The organism is Gammaproteobacteria bacterium (genome assembly GCA_015709615.1).
In the GTDB taxonomy this organism is placed as follows: domain Bacteria; phylum Pseudomonadota; class Gammaproteobacteria; order Burkholderiales; family Nitrosomonadaceae; genus Nitrosomonas.
Map to the genome: position 1 here is coordinate 172264 of CP054179.1, position 16259 is coordinate 188522.

The following is a 16259-nucleotide window of genomic DNA, read 5'->3' on the forward strand; positions in this document are numbered from 1 at the left end:
AAACTAACTATTCCCCTTCTTTGATATAACTCAATCGTTGACTTTTTTCAGCTAACGTAGAAAAAAATTTATTAGTTTCCAGAATTTGCTGATCACTGGTTTGTAATTGGTTCATGGATTGACGAAAACCGGCAGAACCGACAAGTCCCTTGGTATACCAGGAAATATGCTTGCGTGCGATGCGAACGCCTGAGTATTCACCGTAAAATTCATATAAATCATGCAAATGATTAATAAGTACACGATGGATTTCAGACACTTCGGGGGCCGGCAAATGTTCGCCGGTTGCGAGGTAGTGATTAATTTCGCGGAAGATCCACGGTCTGCCTTGCGCTGCGCGACCGATCATGATCGCATCCGCTTTTGTATAGGCAAGAATCGCATGCGCTTTCTCAGGTGTCGTGATATCACCGTTGGCGATGACAGGAATCTTAATTGCGGCTTTAACCGCTGCGATGGTGTCGTATTCCGCAGTGCCGGTGTAGGCGCAAGCCCGTGTACGGCCGTGAATTGCAAGCGCTTGGACACCCGAGTTTTCAGCAATATGCGCGATGGAGAGCGCGTTTTTGTGTTGCTTGTCCCAGCCGGTGCGTATTTTGAGTGTCACCGGGGTGTCTACGGCTTTGACCACCGCGTCCAGAATTTTTCCCACTAATTGTTCATCTTGTAATAAAGCCGAGCCGGCCATGACGTTGCAGATTTTTTTGGCCGGGCAGCCCATATTGATATCGATAATCTGAGCGCCATTGTCAACATTGTAGCGCGCAGCGGCTGCCAGCATGTGCGGATCGGCACCGGCAATTTGCACGGAAATCGGCGAAACTTCACCGTCATGATTCGCGCGGCGCTGTGTTTTTTTTGAACCCCACAGCAACGAATTGCTGGACACCATTTCGGAAACCGCCATACCTGCACCCATCGTTTTGCACAATTGCCTAAACGGCCGGTCGGTAACTCCCGCCATAGGAGCAACAATCAGTTTATTTTTCAAAATGTGCGTGCCGATTTGCATGTTAAGCGCAGTGTGTAAATAAAATTAGTTACCTGGAAAAGCAATTAATCTGGATATTGGGAATCTTGGCTGCAGCAGGTGAAAATTCATATAAAATCTCACAGCGCACAAAGCCGCAATTATAACTTTTGTTTCGTCAGGCTGATAGGGGCGTGACAGGAAAACGGATTAACCACGTGCGCCAAAGATCATGCGGCGGGCGACAAAGCGTTTCAGCGGTGGTGTGCAATTCAACGCGGTTAATCCGATTCCGCAAGCATGCTTGAGTAATGCATTGTCATTGGAAAAAAGCTTGATGAGCGAATCGGTAAAGAAACGGCCGCCGCCGCTGTCGATTTGTCTTTTCCGGCGGTAATTCGACAGCATCGCCGCCGCGCCGATTTCCCGCGATGTGTTTTGCGCATTGATCGCTTCTTGCGCTAACTCATAAGCGTCTCTCAAACCCAGATTAAATCCTTGTCCCGCAACGGGGTGCAATGTTTGCGCCGCATTTCCGATGAGCGCAACTCTTTGTGCCGTAACGTTCAAGGCGTATCGCAGCGCTAATGGAAATGCCGATCTTTTCCCGGCCTGTGTAAATTTTCCCAGCCGGTCGCCAAAATGGTGATGCAGTCTAAGCAGAAAATCGGTTTCGTTCAGCGCAGTAATTTCATGGATTGCTTCAGGACTTACCGTCCACACCAGCGCGAAATCTTCTTCGTTCGGCAGCAACGCGATCGGCCCATCGGCGGTAAAGCGTTCGTAGGCGATCCCGCTTTGTTTTTTTTCCGCTTTGACATTGCCGACTACAGCAAATTGCTGATAATCATACGACTGATAAGTGACATCGGGTAATTGCTGCGCCAATTTGCCGCCATCCGCGAGCACTATCAGCTTGGCAGTCACTTTTTGCGCTTCGTTTTGATAATTGAAATGCACCGTGCCCGAATTTTCCGCAGCATCCAGTCCGGTGACGATCGCACCGGCTATGTAGCCGGATGTGCTTGCCGTTAAGCGCTGATGCATCGAGCAAAATAGATCGTGATAGTTGACGACGAAACCTAGCGTGGGAACACCAGCGTCTTGCGGTGTCAAAACGGTTTGACCGAGACTGCCGCGATTGGAAATGTGGATCGTCGTGATCGGTGTTTTTTTCGTCAATCCGCTCCATACGCCCAAGCGGTGCAGGATTAAGTGACTGCCGTAGGATATTGCCAGCGGGCGTGGATCTTCGTCTTTTTCCGGTAAACCGCGCGCTTCCAGCAGCAAGCTCGAAATACCGGTATCTTGCAGCGCCAGTGCCAAAGCCATACCCACCGGCCCGCCACCAATGATGACCATATCGTAATGCGTGCTGATCATATGATTGCTTGAAATTTTTTCAGGATATCGATTGCTGATTGATAAACCGGATGAAATATTATGTCCGGAAACTCCGGTGGCAACCATTGCATCGCGATTTTGATCCTGCTTTTATGAGAATTGATCAGGGCAGGAGAATAGCATATTGCAGCAAGTCATGGAATGTGCGATTGGATGAGTGTGCTGTAATGCGCGGGCAAGATGGTGGCTTAAACGGTATAATCTGCATCGTTTATTGGTCTGGTTGAATTTTTCAGGAATTTTGCAGTGATAATTAAAGAATGTTCTGTGTGAATAAAAGATTAGGAAGGAATTTTACATGGCAGGATTGTTAGAAAATAAACTTGCAGGATGGATCGTATTTTTACTTTCCATTGTTTCCACTGAAGTCTGGTCAACGAATACCGGCAGCGAATTGATCAATGCCGCGGACAAAGGCAACATTTCCTTGGTCAAAAAAATACTGGATACGCAGCGTATTGATCAGGAGGAGCTGAACGCCGCTTTTCTGGCGGCGGTTAAAAAAGGTCATGCCGCTGCTGTCGAGCGCTTCTTGCAAGCAGGCGTGGATGTTAATTTGAGAGCGGATGATGACTATACCCCGCTAATGCGATCGGCGCGCGACGGTCGTGATCAGGCAGTGGAGATTTTGCTGGCCGCCGGCGCTGATGTGAATGCCGCCAGCGAAGAAGACGGCACGGCATTAATGCTGGCCGCCGAGAAAGACCGCCGGAAAGCCATCGATCTGTTGCTGGCGGCCAAAGCGGAGGTGAGTGCAAAACGCACCGATAGTATGACAGCACTGACGCTGGCTGCACAGCAAGGTCACCGGCAAGTTATTCAGACATTGATCGATGCCGGTGCTGATGTTAATTATCAATTGGAAAATGGCGCGACCGCCCTGATGCTGGCGGCACAGCTTGGCCATTTAGGCGCGGTTCATACATTGCTGGCGGCAAACGCCAATCCTAATCTGAAAGCCAGCAATGGCGCGACTGCATTGACTTTGGCGAAACTTTATCATCATAAGGAAGTGATTGATTTATTGATAAAGGCGGGAGCTAAGTAGTAACTACTATGCTATCTTGGTGTCCGGCCGGATTTAAACATGCGTTGTTATCGTTATAACCCAATGAATAGAGGAAATCCCAGATGAATGTTTTGGCTGTTTTATTTCTTGCTGCGACGGTTACACTGCTGACTGGTTGTGGCGGTGAACAGGGAAGTGATAAATCGGCGGCAAACTCGATACCCGCTCCTATGAACGAAATCACCAAGATGGGTGAGATTCCGTCGTTTATGAGCGAAGGTTTGTCAGAGGAAGAAAAGGCGGAATTGAAAGAACAAATTATGCCCGGAGGCTTCGACGATGTTAAAGCTGCCGAAGAGAAGTTTAAGGCATTGATGGCCGACGCAAAAGCAGGGGATCCGGCGGCGCAAAACAGTTTGGGTGTGATGTACTACACCGGTGAAGCGGTATCAAAGAATTTATCCGGCAAAGTATTGGATACTGATCCGGAACTGGCTGCCGGTTGGTTTTTTCGCGCTGCTGAGCAGGGCTATGCCGATGCGCAGTTTAATCTAGGACTGATGTACGCAAACGGCGAAGGTGTTCCGCAAGACATGGAGCAGGCGGTGGAATTATTTAAGAAAGCGGCCGAGCAGGGGCATGTCGATGCGCAAAATAATCTGGGCGCCATGTATTTCACCGGCGAAGGCGTAGCCAGGGACGAAAAGAAAGCGATCGAATGGTTTGAAAAAGCGGCCGCGCAGGGAAATGAGGACGCGCGCGCCAATCTCGATGCAATTAAGGCATCCGGTAAATAAGCGACCCGTTCACTCGGCTGCGTTCTTCATGAATCCGGCCGAGTGCGGCGGTTCCGCAAAACTTCCTTACGCAATGGTCACTTCATTGGACGAATAAACATCCTGAATGGCGTGCAGCAGTTTGACGCCTTCGGCGAATGGTTTTTGGAATGCCTTGCGCCCGGAAATCAATCCCATGCCACCGGCTCGTTTGTTGATGACAGCGGTGCGGATCGCCTGATGCAAATCATCGCTGCCCGATTCTCCGCCTGAATTAATCATGCCGATCCGCCCCATATAGCAGTTGGCCACTTGATATCGCACCAGATCGATCGGATGCTCCGTGGTCAGCTCGCTATAGACTTTCGGGTGCGTTTTACCGAATTTGATCGCATTGTATCCGCCATTATTGGTCGCCATTTTCTGCTTGACGATATCGGCGCCGATGGTGACCGCCAGATGATTCGCTTGGCCGGTCAGGTCGGCGCTGACGTGATAATCCTGCTCAGCGGTTTTAAACGCGGCGTTGCGGGTATAAGCCCATAAAATGGTGACCATGCCCAAATTATGCGCATGTTCGAACGCGGCTGAAACTTCCTGGATCTGGCGGCGGGATTCTTCCGAGCCGAAAAAAACAGTGGCGCCGACGGCGCAGGCTCCCATATTAAATGCCTGATTGATGCTGGCAAACAGCGTTTGATCGTATTTATTGGGATATGTCAGCAGCTCATTGTGGTTGATTTTAAGAATCATCGGGATTTTGTGCGCATACTGGCGCGCTACGATTCCCAGCACACCCAGTGTGGATGCGACGCCGTTACAACCGCCTTCAATCGCCAGCTCGACGATATGCTTGGGATCAAAAAACATCGGATTGGGCGCGAATGAAGCGCCGGCGGAATGCTCAACACCCTGATCTACCGGGAGCAGAGACAGATAGCCGGTGCCCGCCAAACGTCCCTGATTAAAAAACGCCTGCAGATTGCGCAGCACGCTGGGTTTGCGGTTGCTCAAAGCCATGACGCGATCGACAAAATCGGCGCCGGGCAATTGCAGGCTTTGTTTAGGTATGGTTTTGCACACATGGCTGAGCAGTTGCTCGCTTTCACTACCCAGAGCGGCGGAAATATTGGTCATTTTAGCTCCTTGTTGAGAGGATGATCGGGTTGAGGAGTTTCTGAAAAACTACTACACACGGCCATGCGGTGTTGAAATCAGCATTCTAAATGCTCATTTATCGGTTTGTAAATTGCGCTTTCCCACCGGATTTTGCCTTGCCAGGCCGTTGTTTACTCCCTTTTTCAGAGTTTTCTTAACACTGAATTTAATCGGAATAAACAATCTTACTGGATGCTAAAGAACGGGAAAATAAGCATTCTCCTTATTTCTGCTGCGGTATCAATTACGCTAGCCGGAATTTAGTTTTGAATGACATCGTTGTTAATCGCCATGCGGATAAGCTGCGTGATGTTTTGTAACTGTAATTTGCGCATCAGATTGACATGGTGAACGCCCACGGTCTTCGGGCTGATGGCCAGCTTTTCCGCTATTTGCGTACCGGAATTTCCTTCCGCGATCAATTTGAAAATTTGAAATTCCCGTTTGGTGAGCGTATCCAGCGGACTTTCGCAGGTTTCCCTGCGCGTCGCATTGAGCGCCAGTGTTGCAGCCAATTCCGATTCGATATAGATTTTTCCCGCATTGACTTGCCGTACTGCTTGGATCATTTCCCCAATTCCGCTTTGTTTGCTGAGAAAACCGGTGGCTCCGGCTTTTAATGAGCGTTGTGCCATGGTGGCATTGTTCAACATACTGAATACCAAAATGTGTGCCGCGGAATCCCGGGCTTTGATACGGCGGATGGTTTCCAGGCCGCCGATACCGGGCATATTCAAGTCTAAAATGGTGACGCCAGGCTGGTACTCTAAATATCGCTGATAACCCGACTCGCCGTCGTCGGCTTCCGCCACTACGTATATATCCGGCGTGCTTTCAAGTAAACGTCGATATCCAGTACGTACTACGGGATGATCATCAATCAATAGGATACAAATTGGTTTCGTCATAGTTGGAATGCTCTATCGGCAATTTAATATTGATTTCCGTGCCTTCATTGCAGGCACTGCGCACCGACAATGTGCCGCTCATGGCAATGACGCGCTCGCGCATACCCAGCAATCCCAAGCCGCGAAATCGCTGATGGATATTATAACCTTTACCATTATCTTCAATGGTAAGCAACAGGCAATCATCCGCTGGTTCAACGCCATTTTCGCGGCTTAGGCTGATTTGCGCCCAGCTCGCCTCTGCGTGATTGTAAATATTGGTCAATCCTTCCTGGACGATGCGGTATACCGCAATATTGATCGATTCGCTCAGCTTATCCAGTTCGCCGCTTAACTTGAGTTCGAGAATAATCTGCGGATGGTGCGTGCGCCATTGCCGCTTGAGTTCTGACAAAGCATCGATTAATCCCACCGTATCCAATAACACGGGCCGTAACTGATGCAGAATGCCGTGGATTATTTTATTCATTTTCTGAGTGGATTCGTTGATAGCCCGCGTACTGATAGCGATCATGGAATCACTTGATGTGTTGTTCAGAATAACTTCGTTTTCCACGCGGATAACCGTTAGCCATTGCCCCAATTCATCGTGCAATTCACGTGCGATCAATCGCCGCTCTTTTTCCTGAATATGGAACAGCTTTTTCATAAGTCGTCTGTTTTCATGCAATAAATTGCGGTTGAGATGGATTGTTTTTTTTAGCTGACTGATATCGGACATGATCATCAAGCAGGTGTCGCTATCGCACATGAGCGTGCTTTCCAGCCGGATATAGCTGAGTTGATCGTTAGCGTTTTTGATTTTCAGATCGACAGCGGCTTTGCCCGAAGCCGTGAAAATTTTCTGCAGATATTGGATAAAGGCTTGCTGGTCGATATCGAAAAAACAATCGGTAAATGATTTGCCGATCAAGAACTCCCGGTTATTTCTCAGCAGCTCTTCGCCCGCTTGGTTCAGCGACAAAATGTGTCCGGTTTTGTTTAAAGTCAAAAAACCGACTGGTGCATACTCGTAGAGATCCGCGTAACGTTTGTGTGATTGGTTCAAGAGCAATTGCGTTTCAAGGAGCTCCCGGTTTTGCAATGCCAGCTCCCGGTGAGAAATCTGTAACTCGCTTAGTAGCTCGGTTTTACTTTGCCGTATATCATCATCTTTTCTTCGTTGCTCTTCAGTGTGCGTCATGGCGTTTCCCCCGGCTCACATTAGCATTACTGGAGCACATTGCGGTTGAGCCGATTAACCGCAATACATCAACTCAGAATATACATTACTATACTATCAAATTATGCCAAATGATAACGCTGTAATTTTATGAGAGAAATCCTACAAATAAATAGCACGGGAAGGGCATCGAAAGCTTTTTCCATTTTGCATGGTAAGGTTGGAGCGCCGATTGGTTTCCTTGAAAATTAGGCGGATTTATTAGTGCGGTTCAATATACTGGCATTTGTTTCCGGTGTCGGCTTGTTACAGCAACAAGCGCAGCTACCGCAAGCGGAATGGGTTTGGATTTTAATCTTAACCGCTATCGTCATCGGGTTGATGCGGCGTTATGCAACAAAGCAGTTTGTTGTGCTGAATAAAATTTTAGTAGGGTTGCTTTGCTTCGGAATCGGTTTCTTTTGGGCTGCTGCATTTGCTCAGTGGCGCTTGTCCGATGCTTTGCCGCACGATTGGGAGCGTAAGGATATTCAGATTACCGGCGTTGTGACGAGTGTGCAGCCGGAAAACGATCGCGGTATCCGCTTCCGCTTTGATGTGGAACGGGTGCTCACTAAAGGTGCAGTGGTTCCCCGGCATTTGGCATTATCTTGGTTTAAAGCACGACCGGCGGAAACGGCTGGCGCGGCTGTACCGGCGCTTCGTGCAGGGGAGCGCTGGTACATCACGATTCGACTTAAACAACCGCACGGCAGCATGAATCCGCATGGTTTCGATTACGAAGCATGGGCATTGGAGCGTAATATTCGCGCAACCGGCTATGTGCGTCCTTCCGCTGAAAACCGGCTTTTGCAGGCATGGGTTCCGGCGCCGGCGCATTGGATCGAAAATGCGCGCGAAGAAATCCGACATCGTTTTGCCGCAAACTTATCCGGCCAAGCCTACACTGGTATTTTGCAAGCTCTGGTGATCGGCGAACAGCATGCGATTCCGCGCGATCAGTGGCAAGTATTCACGCGCACCGGGACCAATCATCTGATGGCGATTTCCGGTCTGCATATCACGATGATCTCCAGCATGGTTTTTGCGCTGGTTTTTTGGTTATGGCGGTGGAGTGCTTATTGGACGTTACGTTTACCGGCGTACCGGGCCGCTACTGCAGCAGGATTGCTGGCGGCTTTTGCCTATGCGGTGTTGTCCGGTTTTGCCATCCCGGCACAACGAACTCTCTACATGCTCGCCGTGGTGGCGGTTGCATTATGGCGGGGGCAGCGTACCTCGGCAACAATGGTGCTTGCGTGGGCGTTATTTTGGGTGGTTTTACTCGATCCGTGGGCCGTCAATGCGCCCGGATTTTGGCTGTCATTCGGTGCCATAGCCCTCATCATGCTGATTACGGTGGGGAGGATTGGTGCAAGCCATTGGCTTACTGGTTGGGTGCGGGTTCAGTGGGCAATTACACTGGGGTTAATTCCATTATTGCTAATCTTTTTCCAGCAAGTGCCGGTGCTGTCGCCGCTTGCCAATGCCATTGCCATTCCTCTGATCAGCCTCGCGGTTGTGCCGCTCACACTGCTGGCCGCGATACCCGTATTTGATTTTGTTTTGCCATGGGCGCATGCGCTATTAAGCTTCCTGATGGCGATTCTTCGTGCGTTGAGCGATTTCCCGCAAGCCGTATGGCAGCAGCATGCACCGCCGCTATGGACGATCCTCGCGGCCGCAATTGGAATTCTTTGGACGTTACTGCCGGGAAGCTTGGGGAGAGGATTCTTTGCCGGCTTTCCGGCCCGTTGGCTGGGGGTTATTGCAGTATTGCCGCTGTTTTGGGTATTGCCGCCACAGCCTAAAACCGGTGAATTATGGTTGACGGTACTGGATGTCGGCCAGGGATTGGCAGTCGTGGCGCGCACCGAACATCATGCGATGGTGTTTGATACCGGACCCGGGTTTGGCGATAGCGACAGCGGTAAGCGCGTTATCGTGCCTTACTTGCGCGGCGAAGGTATACAGCAATTGGATGTACTGATTGTGTCACACGCGGATAATGATCATAGCGGCGGCGCATTGTCGGTAATGGCCGAGATGCCGGTTGATCTGCTGCTGTCGTCTTTGCAAGATGATCATCCCATAGCGCGCGCTGCAACTCGTTCAGCGCAATGCCACGCCGGGCATTCCTGGTACTGGGATGGGATACATTTTGAAATCCTGCATCCACTGACGCAGGATTATGCAAATCCACAGCGCCGGATGAATGCAAACAGCTGTGTATTAAAGATTTCATCGGCTAATGGCAGTATTTTGATACCGGCGGATATCGAAAGTAAAAATGAACAAGCATTGCTTAGCCGCGCCAGCGATAAGCTTGCGGCGACCGTTCTGATTGCGCCGCATCATGGCAGCCTGTCTTCATCGACGGCTGATTTTGTAAATCAAGTGAACCCGGCGTTGACTATTTTTACGGTCGGTTATTTAAACCGCTATGATCATCCACATGCAGCTGTAATGGCTCGCTACCTCAATGCGAACAGCAATTTACTGCGCAGCGACAGAGACGGTGCAATTTTGCTGCGTTTTGCGCAAAATGGCTGGTCGGTTGAAAGTTGGCGGAGAATCTACCGGCGCTATTGGCATCAGAGCTGAATCCAGCAATTCGACTCAAAAAGCATCACCCTGCTGGGGTTTGGTTGAAAGTTTGGATTGAAAACTTGGTCAACATTAATCGGCTAATTCGATATTGCTAAAAATGATGATGAAAGAAGTGCCCGTGCCGGGTTCACTGGTCACTTTGATTTTCAGTTTATTATTCTCCGCGGCAATTTTTACGATCGACAAACCGATCCCGCTGGTCGCCTTGTTATGCAGCGCCGCCCGAGGTGAGTAAAAATATTCATTGAATATGTTGGGTAAGTCTTTGTTCTCTATGCCGATGCCATGATCGGTGACGGTTATGGTGGCGCTGTGATCACGCCGGCTAACAGTGGATGCAATTTCAACCGATGCATTGTTATGCGAATAAGTGATGGCATTGGTAATAATATTTTCCAGCAGTATATCGAGTTGATCAGGAATGACTTTACAGAAAAAATTATCAATCGATAGATTGAATACGATGTGTTTGGCATTGGCAACCGGGGTTAATTTCTCAATACACTTCTGCAATGTGGTCTGAATATCAACAGACTCAAAAACTGCGGTATTCAGGCAGGTATCTTTCAATCGCTCGAGTCTGAGCAAATCGAGGATCAAACTCGACATGCTTTGGGCCCGGCTATCGATCTTGTCCAGCGCTTCGTTAACACCGTCCGAAGCATCGCCGCAATAGCCTCCCTTGATCAGATTAATCTTGCTACGGATAGCATCGAGGGGCGATTTAAGCTGATGCGTCATCAACACGGCGTATTGATCTTTTTCCACTTGTGCCTGGTTGATTTGTTTGTATGCATCCAGAAGATGACGTTCATGTGCACGAACAATCAGGGAAAGCCTCGAGACGACATACCAGACGATAAAAAACAAAATGTCGAGAAAAAACATCCACAGCATTGCGCCATCCCGGCGCGAGCTCTCAGACAGAAAGTGATTGTTGATCAACGTTGAAAGCGGTGCTTGGGTAACTAGAAAATTATCGAGAACGATTACAACCGTGTCCATCAAACAGACTAATATTGTTACATACAGACTTTCACGGGTAGAGAAAAAAATGCAAGCCAGTGCGATATGCAATACATAGAAAAAGGAAATCGGCGTGGTGGTGCTGCCGATATAATGCACAACAACGGACAAGCAGATCAGATCCACTATGATCTGTATCCACAAATTAATGGTGGGTGAATTATATTTGCCGGGTTTGCAACGATCTAATGCGAAGATGTAAGCGATATTGGCAATCACTAATACAATAATTACCGCAACAGGCCATTTTTGTTGCTCGCTGATACCAAATTGTGCCAGAACATCCGATGCGGACAGCATCAAGATTTCGAAAAAAACCAGTGTGACAATCAGCGCCCAGCGGAAAGTGATAAACCAGCGAATATTGCTGATTAAAACATCGTCACTGAGTTTGAGCTTGTCTCCTTTTATCTCAAGTAGAATATTCTGATTATTTGGCTTATCCCAGGAAAATTCTGTAGTCGCCATTCTTGCAGAACCCGATTATGCCGCGGCTCCCGTATGTTTTAAACGGTCGTTAATGGTTGCGAGTAAGCTGATCGGTTCGACGGGTTTTTCCATGATGCAAACCCATTCATGCGATCCATCCTCGAAATAAGGCCTGATCATATCGCCCAGCGAGGTCAGGAAGATGGTTTGTATTTGCGGAAAACGCTTGTGGATTTTTGCATAGGTGGTTAGGCCGGAATCCATCGATTCGACCATGACATCCAGGATCGCCAGATCAGGGCGCTTGTTTTCATCTTCCAAGGAATCGATAAATTCCTGCATCGACAGATAACTGTCAACTTCATAGCCGTTTTTACACAGAATTCGTCCAACCGCCTCGCGGATATCCGCGTCATCGTCAACATGTGCAATTCGTAGTACCATTTTAATTCTCCTTACTTCGTAATGTGAGCCCGGGAAACGGGTTTTTTTAGATAAACCGTTTTATCACCGGGGATATTTTGACCTGATCATATCTTAGCAAATGTGAAAAATATGTGAATATCAACCAACGGTCAAGCGTCAAAAGCTATTGTGTAATATGACTGCAAAATTATAAGAGATATTCGATCAGATAAACTCCGCCGACACTGCTAAATGGCATGAGTAAAGACAATATCATCGGATGGTGAAGTAACGGCTTAAATATTCCCTCCTTGAAATTTTCAATTTCGACGGTTAACGATTTTAGTTTTACGATGTTATCGTTTTTTCTATATCGCCATTCATAAATCGGCGATTGCGCGGAATTTGTATTCAACCGTTTAAGTATTTCTTTTTTTGCATACATAGCCGCCGCTCTGAGTCTGAGCGCGCTCATTAGCGTTACCAAGGCAAAGAAAAGATAGATTAGTACCATATAAGGTGTGATCAGCCAATTGTCAAAATAATGATTGCGAGAAATGATGATTAAAAACAAACAAATAAACGGATAAAAAATAAATTTGTTATGGATTGCCGTGTGCCGGTGAATAAAATCAAGCAGGATTTTGTATTGAACGATATTTTCCGGTAAGCCGTACTTATTTTTATAAATTTTTGTCAATTCGACCGGCCAGATGATAGCGGGTTGATTGGCGAGTAGCTTAATAAAATGGCTGCTCAAATGTACGTGATCGGCGATATAAAGAATCAATGCGAGGTATGCTACAGTCACAGCAAAAGCAATCCTTCCAATCCAATCTAGATTAAATTCCCCGCGAAATGGTGCTGGCGGTATGAGATTCGCCTGATCACCGAACATTTGAATAAGAATGATAAAAGAAATAAAAAGAAAAAATATGAATAGTATTCTGAATATGGAAAATCCTAATTTTGCTTTCTCTCGATAGTTGCGCCAGATTGCTTCAAATGCAGAATCATCTATTTTCCAATTATCAATTGATAAGATAGATAGTTGTGATTTCCAAGGCTCTTTTTCCGCCATTTTATTTTCGGAGTGATTTTTATAAACCTCAGCGGTTTGTGATGGAAGAAATTCTTCCCGGATTTCTTCCTGGTTAATTTTTAGGGTCTTAGGAAGTTAAAGCGGGTTTAAACGTAACAATTTAAGAATTTCATGATAGAGATTATCACGGCGATGATTAAAACGAAATTCGGTTTCTTTCAAGTGCAGGTAGAAAGTATGTTCGGGCACACCATTGAACTTGGCCAAACGTCTTTTAGCAAAACTCCAGAAAGACTCGATACCATTAATATGCCGCTCGCCACTGGCAAACTCATTGTCACCATGGTGAACCCTGAAGTGCTTATCAAAGCCGATATCGACCAATCCGTCATAACCACGCCATCCATCGGAATGGATTACGGTATCGGGCGCTACATGCCCACGGATAATGGCTTGCAATGTCGCTTTAGAGCAATCTGGAACAATCTCTGTATAAACTTTTCCTTGGCGTTTAAGCACACCAAAGACTATTGTTTTGCCATAAGCGCCCCGCCCCCTTTTACCCCTGACTCGCTGGGCACCAAAGTAAGACTCATCAACTTCTACAGAACCTTGCAGAGGGGATTCAAGTTCGCAATTCTGGGCAATTCGCTGTCGTATTTTAAGATAAATGGTATTGACGGATCGGATAGAAATGCCGGTCAATTGGGCTGTGTCAGTAGCAGTAAAATCCATCGAAAAACATCGAATAAGTTGCCTGAATTTTGCTTCTCTGATTCGAGAACGAAAATAGTATCTGTTTTTAGCATTCATCTCAGAAAGTTAGCACACTTTAGTAAGTGCTTAACTTCCTAAGACCCATTTTTATTAGTTTGTATACGCGGTATAAAAGAAAGCTTGCCAGTAAAATCGTCAATAACCTTATCGTAAGTAACGGCTGTAAGAATTTCTAGCGTTGTTTACAGTATTCAGGAGAATACTGTAGATGAACATACACAAACGCACTCGTTTAACATTATTGGATCGTCAGGAAATCTGGCGGCTGTATCAAACCCGGCTGTGGAAGGTAGTTCAGCTGGCAGAATACTTTCACGTCAGCCGGCCAACGATTTATGACGTACTGAAACGAGCCAGACTCCAGGAATTTACTCCGCGTAGCAGTACCAATCAGCGCTTCAAAACACTGCAGTATGGCCTCAAACGTAGAGCAAACCATCCAGGAGCGTCTCAAGCGTGAAGCGAAGCGCTATAACAAATCTTATCCGGGCGAGCTCGTTCACCTAGATAGCAAGCGGCTTCCATTATTGAAAGGACAGTCTGCCAATGAACCTCGCGAGTACCTGTTTGTGGCCATCGATGATTTCTCCAGGGAATTGTATGCCGATATCTTCCCCGATAAAACTCAATACAGCGCCGCTTGCTTTCTCATCGCTACTGTTGCCCAATGTCCTTATCAAATCGATTGCACTTATTCCGATAACGGCACGGAATTTAAAGGAACTGACGGTCATGCTTTTGTCAAAGCTTGCAGGCAACACGGTATCGGTCAGAAGTTTACTCGTGTCAATCGTCCGCAAACCAACGGCAAAGCTGAGCGGGTCATCCGTACCCTGATGGACATGTGGCACAACAAATTCTGTTTTAAAGACACTGCTGACCGACGTATTCAACTTGTCCGTTTCATTAACTTCTACAATACCGTTAAGCCTCATAAGAGTTTGAATAATGCCACCCCTTATGAAATACTCTTCGCTTATTTCAATCAACCTCTCTGTAAACAACCCTGAGATTTCTTACACTTTCTACTACAGAACAGCCTGGCTTACCTGGGCGCAATCACCGACTCATTACTAATAGAGGTTTATATGAACAGAACCCAATTGCAAAGACTTGGAAAAGTCCAGTATGAGAATTTTAACGACCTCCCCAAGCATTTAAGAGCTACCTATGTTTCATGGCGCTACGGTTTTCCAATAGAACTAAAAAAATCACAGTTCTATATTCACAGAAAAGCCTTACTCGCCTACGGCATCGATATTTCCATACCAAACAACGTTCAAACGATGCCTATTAAAGTAAAAACTATCGAACTGGCCGCGCTCACCGCTCCCGATTGGTATATCAAGAAATATGCTTAAGTTTCGCGTTTAACCTTTTGATTTACGCTCCAAGTTCTATATCTGCCGGCTTGGGCACATGGCGTTAACAGGCGGTGTTTAGGAGTTTCAACCATGTTAGAAAAAGTCAAAGTAACAGGCGTTACCTTCTTCAAAGATACCATCGACGGCAAGCCTATCGATTCCGGTGCGGTTTTCATTGAAGAGCACTTGAATTTCCAAACCGGCAGATCGAAAGGCACCGCAACCCAGAAATACCCGCTAGGCGATGCCAGCAAAGCGCAAGCGTTGATGCACAACGAATTCCCGCTGATCTGCGAAGTCGAGTTCATGCGCGTTACATCGGGAACAGTGTCGAAAAACATTGTGAACTCGATTAAACCAATCGCGTCCGCTGCTGCTACACCTAAACAACAGTGAAAGCCTTGTTAATCCTGCTTCTCGCATCAACCCCGAGTATGTCGCTGGCAGCAGTGGCATACAAGGGAACCTGCTTTTATTCGGCTGACGCGGCCTATACCGCCTTTCAGGCGGATTGGCCGCAAATGAGCAATGGTATTAATTACAGTTTGTTCACCTCGACATTGACCGGTTCCGATGTGGTTTACACCTTGATTGACCACAACCACGTTACCTATGCCGATCTGTACCTGAGCTTCGCTAGCTGCTCGACTTCTTCATTCTCCGCTTACGCGGTTCAAGATTTTCTCTTTCCCGCCATGCTCACTTTCTCCCTTCTCCTTGGATTTGGGCATGGCTACAAATTGACGGGGTCAGCATGACGATCCCGGAAATAGCCGGTTTCATAATGTCCGCGTATGGAATCGGCATGGCAAGCGGCTTGTTTCTCGGTGCGTTTGTCTCTTTAGTTCGCGGATTAAAACATGAATAGGAGTTTTTACTATGTTGTCTTTAACTTTCATATTTAAATGGGCTAAACAAGTGCTGTTTATGGTTCTGGCTCTGTTCTCTTTAATGTTCGGCGTATCGGCTCACGCTGCGCTCGATCCCGCAGTAGCCACCACCTTTACCACCATCCAAGGTGACTTCACTTCCATGATGGGCTTGGTCTGGCCGGTAATCGGCGCCGTGTTTGCCGCTCTGGCAATCATTGGCCTGGTTCGCGCCGCTCTGCAACGTGGTGGAATCCGCGCCTAGTCTCGTCTGAGGAACGGGAGTTGATCGCGACAACTCCCTTTTTAAA

At 47.4% G+C, this 16259-nt stretch carries 15 protein-coding genes and 2 pseudogenes; 8 read left to right on the forward strand and 9 right to left on the reverse strand.

Going from position 1 to position 16259, the window contains the following annotated elements; translation table 11 throughout:
* Positions 1-7: 7 nt before the first annotated feature.
* Together dusB and HRU77_00870 are read right to left on the reverse strand one after the other, a co-directional pair.
* A complete protein-coding gene (dusB, locus tag HRU77_00865) occupies positions 8-1012 on the reverse strand; it encodes a tRNA dihydrouridine synthase DusB (GenBank protein ID QOJ19371.1) in 1005 nt (334 codons plus the stop codon).
* Between the two features lie 168 nt (positions 1013-1180).
* A complete protein-coding gene (locus tag HRU77_00870; GenBank protein QOJ19372.1) occupies positions 1181-2353 on the reverse strand; it encodes an FAD-dependent monooxygenase in 1173 nt (390 codons plus the stop codon).
* Positions 2354-2672: 319 nt separating this feature from the next.
* On the opposite strand from HRU77_00870, the gene HRU77_00875 reads away from it, so the two are divergent.
* Both HRU77_00875 and HRU77_00880 read left to right on the forward strand, forming a co-directional pair.
* A complete protein-coding gene (locus tag HRU77_00875; protein QOJ19373.1) occupies positions 2673-3422 on the forward strand; it encodes an ankyrin repeat domain-containing protein in 750 nt (249 codons plus the stop codon).
* 83 nt (positions 3423-3505) lie between these two features.
* A complete protein-coding gene (locus HRU77_00880; protein ID QOJ19374.1) occupies positions 3506-4180 on the forward strand; it encodes a sel1 repeat family protein in 675 nt (224 codons plus the stop codon).
* 66 nt (positions 4181-4246) lie between these two features.
* Here HRU77_00880 and HRU77_00885 read toward each other — a convergent pair whose 3' ends face one another.
* The 3 genes from HRU77_00885 to HRU77_00895 form a co-directional block, all read right to left on the reverse strand.
* On the reverse strand, positions 4247-5296 hold the full coding sequence (locus tag HRU77_00885; protein QOJ19375.1) for a class I fructose-bisphosphate aldolase: 1050 nt from the start codon (positions 5294-5296) through the stop codon (positions 4247-4249).
* Positions 5297-5577: 281 nt separating this feature from the next.
* The gene (locus HRU77_00890; GenBank protein ID QOJ19376.1) at positions 5578-6225 is read right to left on the reverse strand and encodes a response regulator transcription factor; all 648 of its coding nucleotides are present in this window, start codon (positions 6223-6225) and stop codon (positions 5578-5580) included.
* A complete protein-coding gene (locus HRU77_00895) occupies positions 6194-7408 on the reverse strand; it encodes a PAS domain S-box protein (protein ID QOJ19377.1) in 1215 nt (404 codons plus the stop codon). Before HRU77_00895 ends, HRU77_00890 begins: the two co-directional genes overlap by 32 nt.
* 243 nt (positions 7409-7651) lie before the next feature.
* Between HRU77_00895 and HRU77_00900 the strand changes: the two genes are divergently transcribed.
* Entirely contained in the window at positions 7652-10030 is a 2379-nt protein-coding gene (locus HRU77_00900) for a DNA internalization-related competence protein ComEC/Rec2 (GenBank protein QOJ19378.1), read from the forward strand.
* Between the two features lie 75 nt (positions 10031-10105).
* Here HRU77_00900 and HRU77_00905 read toward each other — a convergent pair whose 3' ends face one another.
* The 4 genes from HRU77_00905 to HRU77_00920 form a co-directional block, all read right to left on the reverse strand.
* Entirely contained in the window at positions 10106-11530 is a 1425-nt protein-coding gene (locus HRU77_00905; protein ID QOJ19379.1) for a HAMP domain-containing histidine kinase, read from the reverse strand.
* Positions 11531-11545: 15 nt separating this feature from the next.
* Entirely contained in the window at positions 11546-11935 is a 390-nt protein-coding gene (locus HRU77_00910; protein ID QOJ19380.1) for a response regulator, read from the reverse strand.
* 169 nt (positions 11936-12104) lie between these two features.
* Complete coding sequence (locus HRU77_00915; GenBank protein ID QOJ19381.1) at positions 12105-12977, reverse strand: hypothetical protein; 873 nt, start codon at positions 12975-12977, stop codon at positions 12105-12107.
* Between the two features lie 96 nt (positions 12978-13073).
* Positions 13074-13751 carry an IS1595 family transposase gene (locus HRU77_00920; GenBank protein ID QOJ19382.1) on the reverse strand — a complete coding sequence of 226 codons (678 nt, stop codon included), beginning with the start codon at positions 13749-13751 and terminating at the stop codon, positions 13074-13076.
* 172 nt (positions 13752-13923) lie between these two features.
* On the opposite strand from HRU77_00920, the pseudogene HRU77_00925 reads away from it, so the two are divergent.
* The 5 genes and pseudogenes from HRU77_00925 to HRU77_00945 all read left to right on the forward strand — a co-directional run bounded on the left by HRU77_00925 (position 13924) and on the right by HRU77_00945 (position 16213).
* Positions 13924-14725, forward strand: a pseudogene (locus tag HRU77_00925) (transposase family protein).
* Positions 14726-14737: 12 nt separating this feature from the next.
* A pseudogene (locus HRU77_00930) lies at positions 14738-15076 on the forward strand (DNA replication protein).
* 93 nt (positions 15077-15169) lie between these two features.
* A complete protein-coding gene (locus tag HRU77_00935; protein QOJ19383.1) occupies positions 15170-15475 on the forward strand; it encodes a hypothetical protein in 306 nt (101 codons plus the stop codon).
* Between the two features lie 5 nt (positions 15476-15480).
* Entirely contained in the window at positions 15481-15837 is a 357-nt protein-coding gene (locus HRU77_00940) for a hypothetical protein (protein QOJ19384.1), read from the forward strand.
* A gap of 121 nt (positions 15838-15958) precedes the next feature.
* Positions 15959-16213 carry a hypothetical protein gene (locus HRU77_00945; GenBank protein QOJ19385.1) on the forward strand — a complete coding sequence of 85 codons (255 nt, stop codon included), beginning with the start codon at positions 15959-15961 and terminating at the stop codon, positions 16211-16213.
* The last annotated feature ends 46 nt before the right edge of the window (positions 16214-16259 follow it).